The organism is Sphingomonas sp. Leaf21, assembly GCF_916858675.1.
GTDB lineage: Bacteria > Pseudomonadota > Alphaproteobacteria > Sphingomonadales > Sphingomonadaceae > Sphingomonas.
In genome coordinates, this window is sequence record NZ_CAKASM010000007.1 from 135962 (window position 1) to 152272 (window position 16311).

Here is a 16311-nt window from a genome sequence, read left to right on the forward strand (position 1 = left end):
CACGGTATTTCGGGAACGTCAGCCACGATATTCCGGGAACATCTTGGCGATATTTCGGGAACGGAGATGAATAGATTATCGTTTATTTTCCGGCGCTTGCGCCCCACGTCGGCAGGCCTAACCTGCTAACTCCACTATAACTGTCTAACTCCAGCCGAGATTTTTCTTTGGGAGAACAAGGAGAAAAAGGGGGGGGCGGGGAGGAACCGCCGAACCCGGAAATCATCCCCAAAGGCATTTCTCAAGCGATCACCGCCCCTTCACGAACTTCATCGTGAACCGGTCGCTCTCGCCGATCGCGGCATATTTCGCGCGGTCGGTGTCCTTCAGGCGATAGGTGGGGGGCAGGGTCCAGACGCCTTCGGGGTGATCGTGGGTATCCTTGGTGTTGGCGTTGACCCGCGACTCTGCGACGAGCTTGAACCCCGCTTCACGCGCGAGGCGGATGACGGTCGACCTCTTGATATAGCCGCTCGACTTTTCGCGGGCGGTATCCATGTCCTCTGGCAATCGGTGGTCGACGACGCCCAGCACGCCGCCTGGCTTCAACGCCGCATAGAATGCCTTGAAGACGCGGCCCGCCACGGCGGGATCGTCCTGCATCAACAGGTTGTGGACGTTGCGGAAGGTGAGCAGCACGTCGGCGCTTCCGGCGGGTATGGTGGAGGCGCCGGTCTTGAAGTCGATCGTCGCGACCTGGCTCGGGCCATAGACCGCCGCCTTTTCCGCCAGCGCAGCACGGGTGCGATCAGCCTGGCTGGGGGGCACCAGCGCGACATAATGGCCGCGGCCCTTGACCAGCGGCGCCAGGATCTCGGTGTACCAGCCGCCCGAGGGGAGGAACTCGACGATGGTCTGGGTCGGCTTCACGCCGAAGAAGGCGAGCGTCTCCGCCGGGTGGCGATAGGCATCGCGCGCCCGGTTCGCGGGCGTGCGGGCTGGGGATGCGACGGCGGCCGCGATGTCCTTCGACGGTGCGGTCTGCGCGATGCCGCCCGCCGGGAGGACCATGGCCAGGCAGGTACATGCGGTGAGCAAGCGGTTCATGTCGTTCCATTCCCTCAAGGATATCGGCAGCGATCATGACGTGAGCGGGCGGCCTGCACAATCGCCCGCAGGACTCCCGCGATACTCAGGCCGGATTCGACTTCGCCCAGGGGTCCGGCCCGCACTTCTTGTCGCGCCAGCGTGCCTTCCTGTCCCAGCACTCGGCGTCGAGCCGTGGCAGCGTCACCGAGACGGGCTTCAGGCGCAGGTCGAACAGCTGTTCGCCGCGATAGATCAGGCTGCTGCGCAACTCGTTGAGCCGTGCCCCCGACACCACCGCGAGCTGGCCACGTGGCGAGAAGAGGATTTCCTGCCCGATCGACGCCGCTGTCCGACAGAATTCGAGCTGCGCCGACACCGTCGAGAAGCGCGAATAGAGCCGCGTCCCATAGCGATCGAGCGCATCCCGGCCCTCGCGCGGGGAGGGGCTGACGCGGTCGAAATACATGCCGAGGATGGTCCAGGCCGCCGCCAGTTCCTCGACATGGTCCACGAGCATCGCGTTGTAATTGCTGTCGGTCAGCAGCGTCGGTTCGAACTGGCATTGCAGCGCCGCGAGATTGAGCGCGGCACGCATCGTCCAGATCAGCGCCGCGTCATTCTCGCTCCCCGTCGCGCCCGGCAGCGGCTCGACCACCTTGGGCAGGCCGTCCGAGACGAGCGCTGCGGCATGGTCGTAGTTTTTCAGGTAGAATTGCGCCGATGCGGGCTGTGCCGCGCCAACGAGCAGCGCGAGCAACGCGCCGATAAGGACTGACCGGATCATGGCCGCCCTTGTCGGACCATGCGCGCGCGAGATCAAGCACGCTCCGTCGAACCGACCATGCTGGCGCGGCAAGAGGCGACGACCCCGCCATGGCACGGCATGGCTGCAACCGAATGTATCGACGGGTGAGGGGCCGACCTGCTTGCGAGCACCGCGAATGTCGGACATTCAAAGGCCAAACAGCGGGGGAGATGCAGATTTATGTTCGCGATGGCGTTTCTGTTGGGCGTTGCGGGACTGGCCGCCACGCCGTCTCCGACCTCCGCACCTGCCTCTGCACGGCCCGCGATCAGCGAGCGCCAGCGGATGATCGTGCTCAGCGATATCGAGGCGGATCCCGACGACACCCAGTCCTTCGTCCGGCTGTTCCTCTACGCCAATGAGATCGACCTGGAGGGGCTGGTCGCGACGACGTCGATCCATATGAAGACCGCGATCCACCCCGCGTCGATCCGCCGCATCATCGACGGCTATGCCAAGGTCCAGCCCAATCTGCTGAAGCATGAACCGGGTTACCCGACGGCCGGACAACTGGGCGCGCTCGTGCGCGAGGGGCAGCCCGGCTATGGCATGGCGCTGGTCGGGGCGGGCAAGGACAGCGCCGGGTCGCGGCGGATCGTCGAGATGCTCGACCGCGACGATCCGCGCCCGCTCTGGATCTCGGTCTGGGGCGGCGCCAACACGCTGGCGCAGGCGCTCTACACGATCCGCGAGACGCGCAGCCCCGAGGAGCAGCGCCGCCTGATCGCCAAGCTGCGCGTCTACACCATCTCGGACCAGGACGATGCCGGGCCGTGGATCCGGCGCAACTTCCCCGAACTCTTCTTCGTGGTCAGCCCCGGCGGATATGGCGCGGGGACCTGGACCGGCATCCACACCACGCATGAGGCGCTGGACAACCGCACGATCAGCAATGGCTGGCTGCGCGAGCATATCCAGCAGGGGCATGGCCCGCTTGGCAGTCTCTATCCCGATGTCGCCTATGGCATGGAGGGCGATACGCCCGCCTTCCTGTCGTTGATCCCCAATGGCCTGAGCAGCCCCGATCATCCCGACTGGGGTGGCTGGGGTGGTCGGTACGAGCTTTACACGCCGTCGATCGCGACGATGGACCCCAGCGGGTTCAGCGGCGTGCAGATCGAGCCGGAGACCCGCCCGATCTGGACCAACGCGATCGACAGCTTCACGCCGCTGGTCGCCAGGGACTATGGACGGGCGATGGTGCCGGGGGATCGCAGCGTGAAGGACTTCCGCGCCGGGCTGTGGCGGTGGCGCGAGGATTTCCAGAACGACTTCGCGGCGCGCATGGCCTGGACGACGGAGCCGGTCGCGGCCGCAAACCATCCGCCGGTCGTGCGGCTGTCGCAGCCCGACAGGATCACGGTGAAGTCGGGCGAACGCTTCGTCCTCAGCGCGGTCGACAGCAGCGATCCCGATGGCGACAGCCTGAGTTTCCAGTGGTTCCACTATCAGGAGATCGGCCACTGGCAGACCCCGATCGGCAATGGCATCTCGGCCAATATCCACACGGTCGACTTCACCGCGCCGGTCGTCACCACGCCGAGGGAGGCGCATTTCATCGTCCGCGTCACCGACAAGGGCAGCCCGCCGCTGTCGCGCTATGGCCGGGTGATCGTGACGATCACGCCGTGATGACGGGTATGGAGCGGCTCTGGTAGCACCGGGCTTTTTGACAGCTACTGCACTACGGCCGCGATCGTCGCCCCCAGTGTCTGAACGATCACGTCCGGCGCGAGCATGATCTGAAGGCCGCGCCGTCCCCCGTTGACGAACACCCGGTGATGCCGGATCGCCGCCTGCTCGATGACGGTCGGCGAGCGGCGCCGCTGACCGAAGGGACTGATCCCGCCGACGACATAGCCGGTCATCCGCTCCGCATCGGCGATCGGCATCATGCGCGCCGATTTGCCGCCGACCGCCGCGGCCAGCTTCTTCATCGACACCTCCCGATCCGAGGGGAGGATGACGCAGACCGGTTTGTCGTCGACCAGCGTCATCAGTGTCTTGAGGAGCAGGTCCGGGGCGACGCCGAGCGCTTCGGCGGCGTGGAGGCCGATATGCTGGGCGTGCGGATCATAGGCATATTCGTGGAGCGTGAAACTCGCGCCTGCCCGTGACAGGATGTTTGTCGCTGGCGTGGATTTCGACAAGGGGCCCTCTCTGTGCGGCGATGCTGTCCTCCGGCGATGCAGCATAGCGGCGGGCGCTGGGAAGCGCCCCCACGATAATTTTGGTGCGGCGGCTGGTCTTAGGCGCGGCGCGTCGTTGTCCGATCAGCCGAAGACCAGCGCGCGATGCGCCCGCGCGCCCGATCAGAAGGCGAGTTGCAACCCCGCCCGATAGGCCTGGTTGCGCACGTCGGAGCGGTCGACCGTGGTGTCCGCCGCGACCGATATCGTCATTCGCCCCGAGCGATAGGACAGGCCGGCGGAAAGCTCGCCCCAGTCGCGGTCCCGCGTCGCGATCGCGAAGGGGACGCGCAGGCCGGTGCCGTTCGCCAAGCCGACAAAGGCGGCGTTCGGGCGGTCGTCAAAGTCGTGGACATAATAGGCCGAGGCGAAGGGGCGGAAGCCCTGCGCATTGCCGTCGAGCTGCACCCCCGCACGCCCCTGGACGCTCAGCACATCGTCGGCGCCATAGACCAGCGCCGGGCCGGTGCCGCGCTCGGGCGTCTGGGTGAAGTCGATCCGGTTGGCGCGCACCGAGACGCGCGGGCCGAAGCGCAACGCCTCGCTGCCCGCATTATAGGCCGCGCCGATTTCGGCCGACAGCGCCAAGGCATTGTCGCGCGCCCGCAGGTCATAGGCGGTGCCGAGGAAGTCGCCGGTACGACGCGTGGCGGACTGATAGACGCCAGCGCCGGTCTGCACGTCGAGCGAGGGGCCGAGCGATCCGCCGAGACGGCCATAGAGCGTCCCCTGGATCAACTCGCCCCGCGCCGACTGGCCGAGCCGGACTTTGCCGTCGATCCGGGTATAGGACAGGCCGAAGCCGAGCATCCCGGCGTCGCCGACCCGCGCCTCGATCCCGGACGCCACATAGAAGCCGTCGAAATCGTCGCGCCCGCCGGGCGCGGTTCCCGGCATGGCCGCGCCAGATCCGGCGATGTAGCCGCCCGCCAGATAGGCCGCCATATTCTCGGGCAGCACGCCCTGGCGCAGGGTCGTCGTCGGCGTGTCGCTGACCATCGCCGCCTGGCCGGGCAGGGCGATCGCGTTGGCGGCGAACTCCATCGGCTTGCCGATCATCGCGATCGAGCCCCCCTCGAACGTTTCGGGCGACAGCGCGGCGATCCGGTCGCGGTAGAAGCGCGCGATATTGTCGGTCGCGGCGGTGCCGATCGCGCGGCGGGTCGTCTCGCTGCGCGGGGCGAGCGATTCGAGCGTTCCCCGGATCGTCGCGACCGACTGAAGGTCGAGCCCGCCATAGATACCCGACAGCGCCGCATAGGCCGCGCGATTGCCGTCGAGCAGTCGGCCATAGGCGGCCTGGACCGGCGTCGCCGCGAGGCTGGCATAGGGGCGCGCCGCGACGCTCGCGATCACCGCGTTGGCCGAATAGGCGAGCTGCGGATAGAGGATCGCGCTGAGCGAGGCGGCATCGCCGAAGCTGCCGGAAATCCCGCCGCTGGCGGTCAGCACGGTATAGCTGTCGCCGAAGCGCGGCAGGATGTTCAGCGGGCGCAGCGTGATCCCCCCGCCGCCCAGCACCGCGTTGTTCGCGACCAGCAGGTCCGAACGGCCGCTCGCGCCGATATCGACGACATATTGGCTCCCCGTCGCCAGCGTGGCGGTGCCGGTCACGGTCAGCGTGCCGATCGCTCCCGCGCTGCCCGGCGAGACGATGCCGCCATTCTGCACGGCAAGCTGCACGAGCGAGCCGTTGCCGCCAACGGTGCCGCCCGCAGCTGCGGTCAGCGCCGAGCGGGTCAGCGCGCCGTCGACGGTCAGCAATCCCTGTTCGACCCGCGTCGGTCCGGAGAAGCTGCTGGCAGCGGTCAGGATCAGCTCGCCCCCGCCGCGCTTGGTGATCCCGCCGATATCGGCGGGGAAGCTGGCGAGCACGGCGGCCGAATAGCGGTCGCGTGCGTCCTGGATGGGGTTGCTCCAGATATCGACGCCACCGGTCAGGACATCGACGACGCGCGTCTGGCGAAGCGCGGTCGGCCCGCGCAACGCCACGTCCATTTGCGGTATCCCCCAGCCGGAGCGAAGATCGACGCCCGGCGTGTCGAGATCCTTCGAACTCGACACCAGAATGTCGGAGATCAGGCCGGTGTTGTAATTGGGGAAGCGGCTCATCAGCACCGCCGCGAAGCCCGACACGTTGGGCGCGGCCATCGATGTGCCGGTCAGCGCGGCATAGCCGGGGCCGGTCAGCGTCAGGAACTGCTTCATATCGGCCTGGAGCTGGGCATTGGCCTTGGTCAGCACCGCCGTGGCGAAGTCGACCCCGAGCAGGTCCGCATTGTTCGCGACGAGCCCGGCGAGGCGGCTGGTATAGCCGTCCGGATCGCCGCCCACCCGGCTGCCATAGGCCAGCGAGATGCCGACCGCGAGCTGGGCCAGCAACGTGCTTTCGGCATCGTCGTTGAACACCGAGCGGGCCCGCTGCGCGGCGGACTTGCGGCCCAGATAGCCGTTGAGCACGCCGACCCAGGCATTGACCGCGGCGCTCTGCAGCGTCGCCAGCGTCGTCGCGCTGTAAAGGGCCGGGAAGGTCGAGCGGTTATATTTGGCGCGCACTCCGGCGACGTCGAGCGTGTAGGTGCCGACGCCCGAGACGATCGCGCTGCCCGGTGCCGCGACGCACCAGGTCGCGGTCTGGCCGCACAGGCTGGAGCTGGGGGCGGCGGTGCCGTCGGCCAGATAATTGGCGACCGACAACCAGTTGGAGCGAAGTCGCAGGTCGTTGAGCGGCGTCACCGCATCGATCCCGGCATGCACGCCGCTGCCGTTACCGGCCGAGAAGACGACGAGTACGTCGTTGGCCAGCACCGGATCGTAAAAGCCGTTCAGCGCCTGCGCGAACTGCGCGCGTGCGGTGGCGAGCGAGGCGGTATAGGGGACCGAGGTGGTCGATCCCCAGCTGTTGTTGATGATCCGCACCCGGCCGGTGCTGGCGAGCCCGACGATATTCTCCTGCGCATTGGCGACGGGCAGGTCTCCGATCACGCCGTCGCGCCACCACAGGAAGTCGCCCGCCGCGAAATTGGTCGTCGCCGCCAGGATATTGGCGCCATAGGCGTTGCCGAACATCACCCCGCCCGACAGCCGGTCGCCCGCCGCGATCCCGGCGACATGGGTGCCGTGGATTTCCCAGGGGCGGCGCGGATTGACCCGGCCGTCATTGCCGTAATCGGCCGGAACGTCGGTGTGATAGCCGGTCAGCTTGCCCGACCCCGCGAACAGCGGATGGTCGAACAGGACACCGGCGTCGTTGATGCCGATCGTCTGCCCCTTGCCGGTCAGGCCCAGCACATAGGCATATTCCATGCCGAGCGCGGCCTTGGAATAATCGACCCCGAACTGCGCATCGCCCCGCCACGACGCGAGCGCGGCGTCATAGTCCGAAGTCTGCTGGCCATTGGCCATGACATAGCCGCCCGCTGGCGGGGGAGGGGGCGTCGTGCTGCGTGTCTGGGCCGCCACGGGCAGCGCGGACGCGGCGCTCGCCAGAAGGACGCTCGACAACACGGTGCGCAGACGCGCACGATACGACTTCACAGACATGCAGGACGTTCCCCAACGGAGGCAATTCGCTCCGATTCCGGTTGTTTCGTCCTATGATTCCCCGGTCATGACAATGGCTTGCCGGTTAACCAATTAACTATCCCGCAATCGATGACAATTTTGCCACATGGCCGTCAGGTCGCGGCGGGGCGGCAGAAATAATTGCGTATTGGCAATAGTTTGTGATGCCTGCATCAGGCATCGCAGTGCTGCGAGACGATATCGCGCTGGCAGCTTATGGCGACGGCAGCACGGCGCTGTTTCATCATGGCACGCGTCACGGGTGCATCGCCCTTTCGGCCACGGGTCCTGGACAAGCGCATAAGCCCAAAGCGATCTTGGAATGTCTCGATTATCTCCTGCAACGTGGAGGAGCATCGGCCGATATCAATGCTAATGTCGGTCGCACCATCAAGGGCTTTCCCGCAGTGATTCCTGTCGAAACAGGCTATTGACCCCATGGTGTATCGGGCATGGCCCTATAAGCCGGGCTCGATCTCCGCTTCGCTCTGACCGAGCCCGCGATAGGTTTCGGCCCACTCGGGAGACGAGCCTCACGCAATGGCTCCTTGGCACGTATAACTGTAGGCGCTTGCAAACGTAACGGCTTCTGCTCGCAAACAAAACTGCTTCCTGCTCAGATTATCTGACAGCAAGCTGGCCACTCGGCTCATGGTACTTGATAATGTGCTCGCAATCATCGGCACCTGCTTGCCATCGGCCGTAGTCTGCTCGCGCTTTCCGCCAACAGCAACAATTGGTGGGGAGATGCCCTGTTGTTAGCTGAAGGAGATGCGCTTTAATCCTAGCATCAGCATCAAACCGGATACTGCAAAGCTAACAAAGCCGAGTAGCGCTAGGTCCTGTCGGTCCATCACAATGGCTACGACCATCTCAAGCCACACCAACCTATTGACCAGCAACAGCCTGCGATCGCCGTACTCAGCGGAAAATAACTGTTGAAAGAAGCTCCGCTTACCCGCTGCCTCTGCCGTAGATTTGTTGAAGCTGTTTATTGCGGCGCGGGTCGGCTTATCGGCCATAGCGGTGACAAACACGATTCCGGCAAGCGCACCAAGCGCCTTAGTCACTGGCATCACCGCAGGTGCGAGCGCAATAGGAACGACGATCCCTGCTGCGAGCACCAAGGCCCCTATCCACGCAGCGATCAGTGCTGGCCAAAAGAACGAGGCTGTCCAACGATCCAACATGGCAACGCATTACCTCCGAGCCACACGATCGACAATGTCCGCAGCTGAGCGAAGGGAGCCAGGCCGCTTCGAGGCACCGCGCTGCAGCACTTGGCCCTACCGGGTTGTTTCCACCCTCTTGCGATACAGGGCGTCCGGCCCCTTCGACGCTTCGAGCCGGATGCGGCGATGCAGGATGCCAAGCGTCAGCGGTGCGCCAATCAGAACGGCGCCGACCATCGCCTCCGGCACGTTGGGCCACCATCCGGCCAACAAGGCCGCGGCGTAAACGAGAGCGAAGAACAGCGCCCATGCCAAACCCGCATAATCGGTCAGGCGTGAGGGTAATCTGCTCTGGTAACGTTGATGCGCGAACCGCCAGAACGCCGCCTTCATAACAGCCCCTCAGGATGAACCCTGTGCTCGCTTGACCGTTTTTGGCCAGCCCAGCAAGCGGTGCGAGCGTCCACATCGAGGCGTATCTGCGTGTCGTTGCCCAGCATCAGATCGGCACACCGGCTTCGCGGAGCTGTTCGGTCAATTCACGGGTGTGTTCGGCATCCAGCGTTCCGGCGAGAAAAGCACGCACGTCGGAGGGCCGGGCGTTAAGCTGGCCTGCCAGCGAACCCGCATCGTAGCCGTTGCGCGTCAGGGTGGGTTCGAGATCGTCGATTGCGCGTGACAGCACCTGCTCGACGATCTCGGCCGTGACCGGCTTGGCCGCCAACCGGAAGCCCTGCTCGAACGCGAGCGTCAGGTGCATCTCAATCTGAAGCGGGGTGCGCAGGCGCTCGGCGATGAGGTCCATCGCGTCCTCGTCCATCAGGTCGGCAACCTTCACGCCGTCGTCCGCACAGGCGCCGAGAAGCCAGGCGACATAATCGCGGCGTTCGGCACCGATCCCCTCATAGTCGAACGTCGTGGTGCGGTAGCCAATCTCCTCCATTTGCGGGCGCCGAAGGTCATTGCGCAGCCGGGGATGGCCGACCAGCAGGACCGACAGCAGCACGCCGGCATCGGCCACCACCTCCATGAGCCGCTTGAGGCCGGTCAGCGTCTTATGGTGCAGGTCGTGCGCTTCATCGACCACCAGCACGACCGGGCGCTTGCCCTTGCGCATGATGTCGCGCAGGTCGCGCTCGCGCCGCTCGGCCTGCTTGGGGATCTTCACCTGGGCCCGGTCGCCGGGCGAGAGGTCGTAGAACAGCGCCTCGATCAGCGATGGCAACGAGGTACGGCGCTTGTCAACTGCGAGCGACTTGGCGACATAGACTTTGCCCGCCCGGGCCAGCTCGTCCTCGATGCGGCGCAGCAGGTGCGTCTTGCCCGATCCGACCAGGCCGGACACGACGATCAGCCGGCCGGTCTGCACAGCCGCGCAGACCTCGCGAACGAGATTGCGCTGATGCTCGGTTTCGAAGTTGCCAGCACCCTGGAACGGGCGGGCCAGCCCGTAGCTGGATTGAACGTCAGCGAGCATCAGCTTGTCCCCCGTCGTGCCTGGAACCGCTCGCGGATGCGGTCGGCGATGATGGTCTTGTCGAGTGTCTCGCCCAGCAGCGCGTCGATGAAGGCGCGGTCCGCCTCGGGTAGCGAGCCGAGCGGTCGCCGCAGCTGGTCGACAATGGCATTGCGTGCCGCGAGCCCCGTCGGGAAGGCCGTCTCGATAGCCGGTTCCGGGAATGGCATCTGCCTCACCGTGAGCCCCGCTGTGGAGGGCGGCAGCGACGGCAGCGGCCGGTCGCCGCCTGTCACAGTTGCGCGGGGCAGCCCGAGCTGGTCGGCGAGCCGGACTACCTTGTCGAGCCGCTCCTCTGCGCGGCTCTTCTGGTACTTGCGATAGCGGTAGAGCGGCACGGCACCGCGCGACGGCTCGTAGGGACCGTACCGCTTGCCGTCATGCTCCACGAAGAGCTGCTGGTCGAACAGGCCCCAGAGCAGCGTTACCGTCTCCCCGGCGAGCTCCGGCTCGACCTCGTAAGAGGCGCCCTCAACCGAGACGGTCGCGTCGCCCGCGACGGTGCGCCGCTCGGGTTCGCGCGCAAAGGCGCAGAACCGCTCCCATGAGCACATGGCCCGAACTCCATCGCCGGGCAGGTGCCGAAGCCAATGTTCGATCCTCGCGTGCGGCTCCGATCGATGGTTGCCATTGTTGTAGGTGACCAGCGCACGCCGCATCCACAGATTGGCTTCCGCTTCATCCCTGGGTTTGTGGAAGTGGTAGAGCGTCTCGTGCACCTCCTTCACTGTGCGGAATGGCCGCTCGACCTTGCCCTTGGCGCGGGCAGCCGTGTGTTTGTCATCGGGTTTGGGCGGCAGGTGGGTCAGGACACGCACGCCGAGGCTGCCCATCACCGACTGGAACACGCGCGACCGGCTGACCGGGCCGTTGTCCATGTAGATGGTGACCGGCAGGCCCTGGAGCGGCAGCTCGGCTTCGGGCTTGGCGGCGAAGGCGTTGAACAGGAAGCGCAGCGCGGACTCGGCATCCTCGCCATAGACGCAGCGATACTCCTGGTAGACCGCGCCGGAGCAGTCATCGACGGCGGAGAACAACATCAGTGTGGGTTTGCCGCGGCCCTGCTCAACCCATAACGTCGCCTCGACCTGCTTGAGGTCGGACGGGCTCATGTCGAAGTGCCACAGCTCGTTAGATCGCCGCGCCTGGAAGCGCACCGCCGCATGCGGGCGGGTCACGCGGGCATAGTCCAGCCCTGATGAGCGGAGCAGCCGGTCGATCGTCGCGCGCTTCAGCAGACCAGGCGCGACCTTGACCAGACCGTCCGGCGTCTCGACGCCATCGGTCTCCAGAAACTCAATGGCGCGGAGGGTCGAGACGTGCCGCCCCTTCTTGTTGGTGGTCCTGATCTTGAGCGCCGCGACAATCTCGGCGTAGCGCTCCATCTCCGCCTGCGGCGCAACCCGCGTTATGCCGTGGTCAGACCGGCGGACCGACTTCGGCCGGTTCAACTCGCTCAAGGCGCGGTACATGGTCGAGATCGAGATGCCATAGGCCTCAGCCGCCCGGGCAATGATCTCGGTGCGACCGGGATCGCGTGGCGGCAACAGCGACAGGCGTCGGCGAAGATCGACCAGTGCCTCACCGGGCGGTCGCTTCGCCCGCTCAGCCATGAGCCGCAGCCGGCTCCTTGGCGGAAGCGCCGCTGCCGCGCTTGCCGGCATAGCGGTAGAGGGTCGCGACAGATACGCCCATGCGCCTGGCGATGTCGCGCACCGGCAATGTCCCCTCTTTCATCATTGCACGTGCCGCGGCGACGTCGCTCGGGCGCATCGCCGCCGGCCGACCACCCTTGCGACCTTGCCGGCGCGCCTCCACCAGCCCGGCGGTGGTCCGCTCGCGGATCAACGCACGCTCGAACTGCGCGATCGCGCCGAACACATGAAAGGTGAGCATGCCCCCAGGCGTGGTCGTGTCGATGCTTTCGGTAAGAGACACCAGGCCGATCTTCTCTCGCTCCAGTTCCTCGGCTGTGGCGATCAGCTTCTTGAGCGATCGGGCAAGGCGGTCGAGCTTCCACACCACCAGCGTGTCGCCGGCGCGCAGCACATCTTCCAGGATGCGCGCCAGCTCGGGCCGGTCATCGCGCGCACCTGACGCCTTTTCGGTGAACACGCGCTCGCAGCCGGCACGGCGCAGCGCGTCGAGCTGAAGCTCGGGATTCTGGTCGCTGGTGCTGACCCTGGCATAGCCGACCCGCATGGGTGTCCGATCTTCTCCAAACCCGTCGAGGGCATACAGTTTTGCGAAGCGGGTTTCCAGAACAGTTTTGACAAAGCAGGAGACGCAGATTTACGTTGCACGCTGAGCAAGGCGATCGGCTCGTCAGAAACGGTCGTTTTGCAGAACAGCTGGGGAGCAGGGTTCATGCAGATGCTCGATACGGTCGATTGGTCTGGAGACGGTGACGACGCCGACTTCGCTCTGGCGATCGAACGCATCTTCGATCTTCGCCTGCGCTCAAACCTCCCCTGGACGACATTCGGCGAGGTGCGTGACCATGTGGTCGCGCATGTGGCGGCTCATGGCGGAGGCGGCAGGGCCTGCGCCACCCAGGTGACGTTCTATAGGCTTCGGCGCGCGCTGGGGCTTGGTCGGAACGTCGGGCCGGACGCGCCGCTAGCGCCAATGATCGGTGGGAAGCTGAGGCAAGTGTTTACCGACCTGGAAGCCGATACCGACCTCAAGATGCCGGCGACGCAAGCCGGATGGCCGGGGATCGCCAGCGGGCTTTGCTTTGTCATTGCGGCCGCCATACTCGCCTTCACGACGTTAGCACCGCCGCTTCGCATCTTCGCCGCCGGAGCGAGCGCCTATGTGGGACTGTGCCTGCGACACATCGACCGTCGCCGACTGCCGCATGGATGCGGAACCCTCGGCGATTTCGCCCGATTGGTGACGGAGCAGAACCGCGGCAGGCTTGCCCGCGACGGTGCGCGCCTCAGCTCTGCCGAGATATGGCGGATCATCCAGCAACTGGCTGCCGATGAGAGCGGCATCGACCCCGATCTGATCGGGCCGGAGACAACCTTTTTCCGCACCAAGGCGCGAGCCGCCTGATCATGAATCGATGCCAGCTCTCTCAGCCTTCTGCTTCAGATCTCCCAGAACTCGGGACAGGTTCATCCTGATCGCGAGCCTGGCTAATGGCTCCCAATAGAGCACCGGCTCGACCCGCAAGACATGGCGAGCTTCGATATCGAGCCGGGTGTGTCCATTCGGCAAAGATGTGAGGGTGAAACCTGTCATGCTGGTCTCGAAGTAGCCCTGCACATGGGGTGAGTGGACCCGGCGGTAGGGGCTCATTTCTTCCATGGCTGGCGGTTGGGCCAGCACCGCGAACGCGAGCCGGTGTTCGGGCTTCCACTCAGTTACCCGCTCCCGTGCTGTGCCGGTGGAGAACTCGCCCAAGCGGATCGCGCCGACACCCTGACCGAGTAGCTGGCTGCGAAGCGGGTAAGCGAGGCCGGCCATTCCCACCACGCCGGGGTGACCAGAGATCGCGCGTTCGTCAGTGAGCGCCGCCCATGCCGCTGCCGGAGGTGCGGCTATCTCGATAGATCCATGGGCCGCTATCGGCAGCGTGGGCGGCACGGCCGCTTCAAGTGCAAAAAGGGCGGGAAGAAAGGCCACACTCGCGACCGTGCGGCCGCCGCCATGAGCAACCTTTGCAACGGCTCGGCCTGCAGCGCCGCCAATCAGCGCCGCAATCGCGCCCAACGGCGCAGCGAGCAGGATGCAGACCAAACCCTCAAGTGCCAGCATCACGAGCGCAACCGTGCCGAGCGCTGCGGCAGCCAGCACCAGTCGTGCGGTCGCACCCCCGCTCAGCAGGAGACGGCGGTTTGCGAGGTAACCGGTGGTGATGCCCACCAGGAAGGGTGTGGCGACGAACAGGCTCCATCCATAGCTGCCCAGGGTTAGCGCAGACACGAGTACAGCCGCGACGATGATGGCCACGCCGGCAAGCACACCTTGAACCATGTGAGCGATGTTCGCGCCCGGCACCGGAGCCAGGCCATCCTGCCGTTTGGACTTGGGTAGTAGTGCCAGTATCACCGCGGCCGCAATCTGCACGACCGGCACTATCGCGACAGCAGCGAGGGCGTAACCCGCACCTGACCAGTTGGCGCGGCGGAATGATGTAAGTGCAAGCCCGGCCGCTGCCACCAACGAAGCTGTAAACGCAAGAGCAGCGTCACCGGCAGGAAGGCCAGGACTCATGGCCAATCGTCTTAGCGGCAGCAGCCAGAAGCCAGAAGCCGACGTCGGCTATCAGCGGCGTGCCGCGGGCGATCATCAGCAGCGCGACGACTAGATGCGGTGTCAGCAGCAGCAGGGGCGCGGTGAGTGCATAAGGTCCCGGCCGCATCGTGCCGGAGAAGGAGGGAAACCGAACGATCGGCATCACGCTCTCCCTGCCATCGCCGCAGCACCGGGCTGCGCTTCATGCCCATGCTCGGGTGCGATCCTGGTAAGTTTACCCTCGCGCGCAAGGTGCTCAGGAAGCGCGATGTTCCAAGCGAGTCCTGCTCGCTCCAGCAGCAGCACAAAGCCGTAGCCCCAATCGCTTTGGCCCGGATAGAGGCCGATCCGCGCCGAACCGGGGAAGGCATGATGGTTGTTATGCCAGGCCTCTCCCATCGTTGGGATCGCCGCCCAAGGCACATCGTGAGCCTGCACGCCCGCATCGTTCACCAGCCAGCTCTGCGGTCCGGTGCGGTGCGCCAGGTGGCCGACGAACCAATGCCCCGACACCGATAGGGTGACGCGCACGCACACACCCCACACGACCCAGCCCCAACCGCCTGCCAGGCACAGAAGCGCGGCTACCGGCAACTGTTGCGCCATCCAGGTCGCCTCCAGAAAGCGGTAGAACCCGTCGCGTCCTGCGCGTCCCAGATCGAACGAGGGCGGGCACTCCAGCTCCAGACGGCAATGCATCTGCCACCAAGCGTCGGTTAGCGGTCGGCGACGGTGCGCTAGATAGTCATGGCAATCCGCCCGCCGTTGCGCCCAATCCCGAAGGTCGTGCGTGCGGATCATCCATAGCGGCCCACTCATGCCCACCAAGGTGCCAGTCCAGACCAGCAGCCGTTCCAGCCACAGGGGACAGTCGAAGCTGCGATGGATCAATCGACGGTGGAAGCCGACACTGTGACCGAGCAGGAGCGTAACTCCGGTCAAGCATAGACACGCGGCCAGCGCTCCCCAGCTGAATAGCAGCGGCGCCAGCAGCAGCGAGGCGGCGAGCATGGCTCCATTCCAAAGCGAATGCACCGGATCCCACCGCACGACACCTTCTACGGGGCTGCTGCCGGGCAGCTCCACCAGCGAGTTCACCCGGCAGCGTTCAGGATCGAGGGTCATTCCAGACTCCAAGCGTTTAACTCACAGCTTAAATGTTCCTTCGTTCAGCCGCCCTTGTCAAGTGTTTAGCTTATCCCTTAATTACCAGGCATGCAGAAGGTCTTTGAAGCTTTGGCGTCCACTCCGCGCCGTAAAATCCTGGCCTACCTTGCCCATGCGGAACTCAGCGCAGGCGAAATCTCGTCACGGTTCGAGATGTCCAAGCCCGCCGTATCACAGCACCTGTCGGTGCTTGAGAACGCTGGCCTAGTGACAAGCGAGAAGCGGGGCCAGTTTGTGTTCTACCGATTGGCGGCAGACAATCTCGCCAACACGCTGAACGCATACGTGCAGGAGGTTTGCCCCGTGTCGCGGCCATTAAAGGCAGAGAGCGCCAGCCTCGCACGTGGACGGAATGCCGCTGATGCGGATGTTGGCGAAAAGCGTGAGTAGGCCGCTCGGTTTGCAAGCAGGCTCACTGTATAGCGAGCAGGCTGTCAGCTAGCGTGAGCACGGTTCCGCGCCGGCTGTCAGTTACTCCGAGCAGAATGCTGCGCTGTTTGCGAGCAGACCGCGCTACGATTGCAAGCGCCTACATATAACGATGCAGAGAGGTGGCTCGGTTCATCTGAACAGCTCGACGCGATTGCTAAGTGGAGCGTCCGCCGGTTTCATGCCGCTGCGAGA

The 16311-nt window shown here is 65.3% G+C and carries 16 protein-coding genes; 4 read left to right on the forward strand and 12 right to left on the reverse strand.

Annotated elements, in window-relative coordinates:
* Positions 1-249: 249 nt before the first annotated feature.
* On the reverse strand, positions 250-1047 hold the full coding sequence (locus LRP66_RS08675; RefSeq protein WP_443026672.1) for a class I SAM-dependent methyltransferase: 798 nt from the start codon (positions 1045-1047) through the stop codon (positions 250-252).
* 85 nt (positions 1048-1132) lie between these two features.
* Positions 1133-1813: a hypothetical protein gene (locus tag LRP66_RS08680; protein WP_230482095.1), complete on the reverse strand. Its 681-nt coding sequence runs from the start codon at positions 1811-1813 to the stop codon at positions 1133-1135.
* Positions 1814-2023: 210 nt separating this feature from the next.
* Here LRP66_RS08680 and LRP66_RS08685 point away from each other — a divergent pair, with 210 nt between their 5' ends.
* Positions 2024-3466 (forward strand): DUF1593 domain-containing protein, encoded by a 1443-nt coding sequence (locus LRP66_RS08685; protein ID WP_230482096.1) that lies wholly within the window; start codon positions 2024-2026, stop codon positions 3464-3466.
* Between the two features lie 44 nt (positions 3467-3510).
* Here the strand turns inward: LRP66_RS08685 and ybaK are convergent, their stop codons facing one another.
* Together ybaK and LRP66_RS08695 are read right to left on the reverse strand one after the other, a co-directional pair.
* Entirely contained in the window at positions 3511-3984 is a 474-nt protein-coding gene (gene ybaK / locus LRP66_RS08690; protein ID WP_230482097.1) for a Cys-tRNA(Pro) deacylase, read from the reverse strand.
* 162 nt (positions 3985-4146) lie between these two features.
* Entirely contained in the window at positions 4147-7566 is a 3420-nt protein-coding gene (locus LRP66_RS08695; protein ID WP_230482098.1) for a S8 family serine peptidase, read from the reverse strand.
* A 206-nt stretch (positions 7567-7772) separates the two neighbouring features.
* On the opposite strand from LRP66_RS08695, the gene LRP66_RS08700 reads away from it, so the two are divergent.
* Positions 7773-8021, forward strand: coding sequence for a hypothetical protein (locus LRP66_RS08700; protein WP_230482099.1), 249 nt, complete (start codon positions 7773-7775; stop codon positions 8019-8021).
* A 324-nt stretch (positions 8022-8345) separates the two neighbouring features.
* Here LRP66_RS08700 and LRP66_RS08705 read toward each other — a convergent pair whose 3' ends face one another.
* The 5 genes from LRP66_RS08705 to LRP66_RS08725 form a co-directional block, all read right to left on the reverse strand.
* Positions 8346-8777 (reverse strand): hypothetical protein, encoded by a 432-nt coding sequence (locus LRP66_RS08705; RefSeq protein WP_230482100.1) that lies wholly within the window; start codon positions 8775-8777, stop codon positions 8346-8348.
* A 96-nt stretch (positions 8778-8873) separates the two neighbouring features.
* On the reverse strand, positions 8874-9152 hold the full coding sequence (locus tag LRP66_RS08710) for a hypothetical protein (RefSeq protein ID WP_230482101.1): 279 nt from the start codon (positions 9150-9152) through the stop codon (positions 8874-8876).
* A gap of 106 nt (positions 9153-9258) precedes the next feature.
* Entirely contained in the window at positions 9259-10236 is a 978-nt protein-coding gene (locus LRP66_RS08715; RefSeq protein ID WP_230482102.1) for an ExeA family protein, read from the reverse strand.
* Entirely contained in the window at positions 10236-11888 is a 1653-nt protein-coding gene (locus LRP66_RS08720) for a DDE-type integrase/transposase/recombinase (protein WP_230482103.1), read from the reverse strand. The genes LRP66_RS08715 and LRP66_RS08720 overlap by 1 nt, the downstream gene beginning before the upstream one ends.
* Entirely contained in the window at positions 11881-12477 is a 597-nt protein-coding gene (locus LRP66_RS08725; protein ID WP_230482104.1) for a recombinase family protein, read from the reverse strand. Before LRP66_RS08725 ends, LRP66_RS08720 begins: the two co-directional genes overlap by 8 nt.
* Positions 12478-12642: 165 nt before the next feature.
* Here LRP66_RS08725 and LRP66_RS08730 point away from each other — a divergent pair, with 165 nt between their 5' ends.
* Positions 12643-13335: a hypothetical protein gene (locus LRP66_RS08730; RefSeq protein WP_230482105.1), complete on the forward strand. Its 693-nt coding sequence runs from the start codon at positions 12643-12645 to the stop codon at positions 13333-13335.
* On the opposite strand, the gene LRP66_RS08735 is transcribed toward LRP66_RS08730, so the two are convergent.
* The 3 genes from LRP66_RS08735 to LRP66_RS08745 form a co-directional block, all read right to left on the reverse strand.
* Positions 13336-14352, reverse strand: a complete 1017-nt coding sequence (locus LRP66_RS08735) for an SRPBCC family protein (RefSeq protein ID WP_230482106.1) — start codon at positions 14350-14352, stop codon at positions 13336-13338.
* A gap of 121 nt (positions 14353-14473) precedes the next feature.
* Positions 14474-14683 carry a hypothetical protein gene (locus tag LRP66_RS08740; RefSeq protein ID WP_230482107.1) on the reverse strand — a complete coding sequence of 70 codons (210 nt, stop codon included), beginning with the start codon at positions 14681-14683 and terminating at the stop codon, positions 14474-14476.
* Positions 14683-15645, reverse strand: coding sequence for a fatty acid desaturase (locus LRP66_RS08745; RefSeq protein WP_230482108.1), 963 nt, complete (start codon positions 15643-15645; stop codon positions 14683-14685). Before LRP66_RS08745 ends, LRP66_RS08740 begins: the two co-directional genes overlap by 1 nt.
* A gap of 90 nt (positions 15646-15735) precedes the next feature.
* Here LRP66_RS08745 and LRP66_RS08750 point away from each other — a divergent pair, with 90 nt between their 5' ends.
* Positions 15736-16077: a metalloregulator ArsR/SmtB family transcription factor gene (locus LRP66_RS08750; protein ID WP_159832268.1), complete on the forward strand. Its 342-nt coding sequence runs from the start codon at positions 15736-15738 to the stop codon at positions 16075-16077.
* The last annotated feature ends 234 nt before the right edge of the window (positions 16078-16311 follow it).

What these genes read in the sequence shown, in the direction of transcription:
- LRP66_RS08715 (WP_230482102.1), bottom strand. Translation starts at nt 10,236, where the DNA reads ATGCTCGCTGACGTTCAATCCAGCTACGGGCTGGCCCGCCCGTTCCAG.
- LRP66_RS08730 (WP_230482105.1), top strand. Translation starts at nt 12,643, where the DNA reads ATGCAGATGCTCGATACGGTCGATTGGTCTGGAGACGGTGACGACGCC.
- LRP66_RS08680 (WP_230482095.1), bottom strand. Translation starts at nt 1,813, where the DNA reads ATGATCCGGTCAGTCCTTATCGGCGCGTTGCTCGCGCTGCTCGTTGGC.
- LRP66_RS08725 (WP_230482104.1), bottom strand. Translation starts at nt 12,477, where the DNA reads ATGCGGGTCGGCTATGCCAGGGTCAGCACCAGCGACCAGAATCCCGAG.
- LRP66_RS08675 (WP_443026672.1), bottom strand. Translation starts at nt 1,047, where the DNA reads ATGAACCGCTTGCTCACCGCATGTACCTGCCTGGCCATGGTCCTCCCG.
- LRP66_RS08695 (WP_230482098.1), bottom strand. Translation starts at nt 7,566, where the DNA reads ATGTCTGTGAAGTCGTATCGTGCGCGTCTGCGCACCGTGTTGTCGAGC.
- LRP66_RS08720 (WP_230482103.1), bottom strand. Translation starts at nt 11,888, where the DNA reads ATGGCTGAGCGGGCGAAGCGACCGCCCGGTGAGGCACTGGTCGATCTT.
- LRP66_RS08740 (WP_230482107.1), bottom strand. Translation starts at nt 14,683, where the DNA reads ATGCCGATCGTTCGGTTTCCCTCCTTCTCCGGCACGATGCGGCCGGGA.
- LRP66_RS08710 (WP_230482101.1), bottom strand. Translation starts at nt 9,152, where the DNA reads ATGAAGGCGGCGTTCTGGCGGTTCGCGCATCAACGTTACCAGAGCAGA.
- LRP66_RS08745 (WP_230482108.1), bottom strand. Translation starts at nt 15,645, where the DNA reads ATGACCCTCGATCCTGAACGCTGCCGGGTGAACTCGCTGGTGGAGCTG.
- LRP66_RS08705 (WP_230482100.1), bottom strand. Translation starts at nt 8,777, where the DNA reads ATGTTGGATCGTTGGACAGCCTCGTTCTTTTGGCCAGCACTGATCGCT.
- LRP66_RS08685 (WP_230482096.1), top strand. Translation starts at nt 2,024, where the DNA reads ATGGCGTTTCTGTTGGGCGTTGCGGGACTGGCCGCCACGCCGTCTCCG.
- LRP66_RS08750 (WP_159832268.1), top strand. Translation starts at nt 15,736, where the DNA reads ATGCAGAAGGTCTTTGAAGCTTTGGCGTCCACTCCGCGCCGTAAAATC.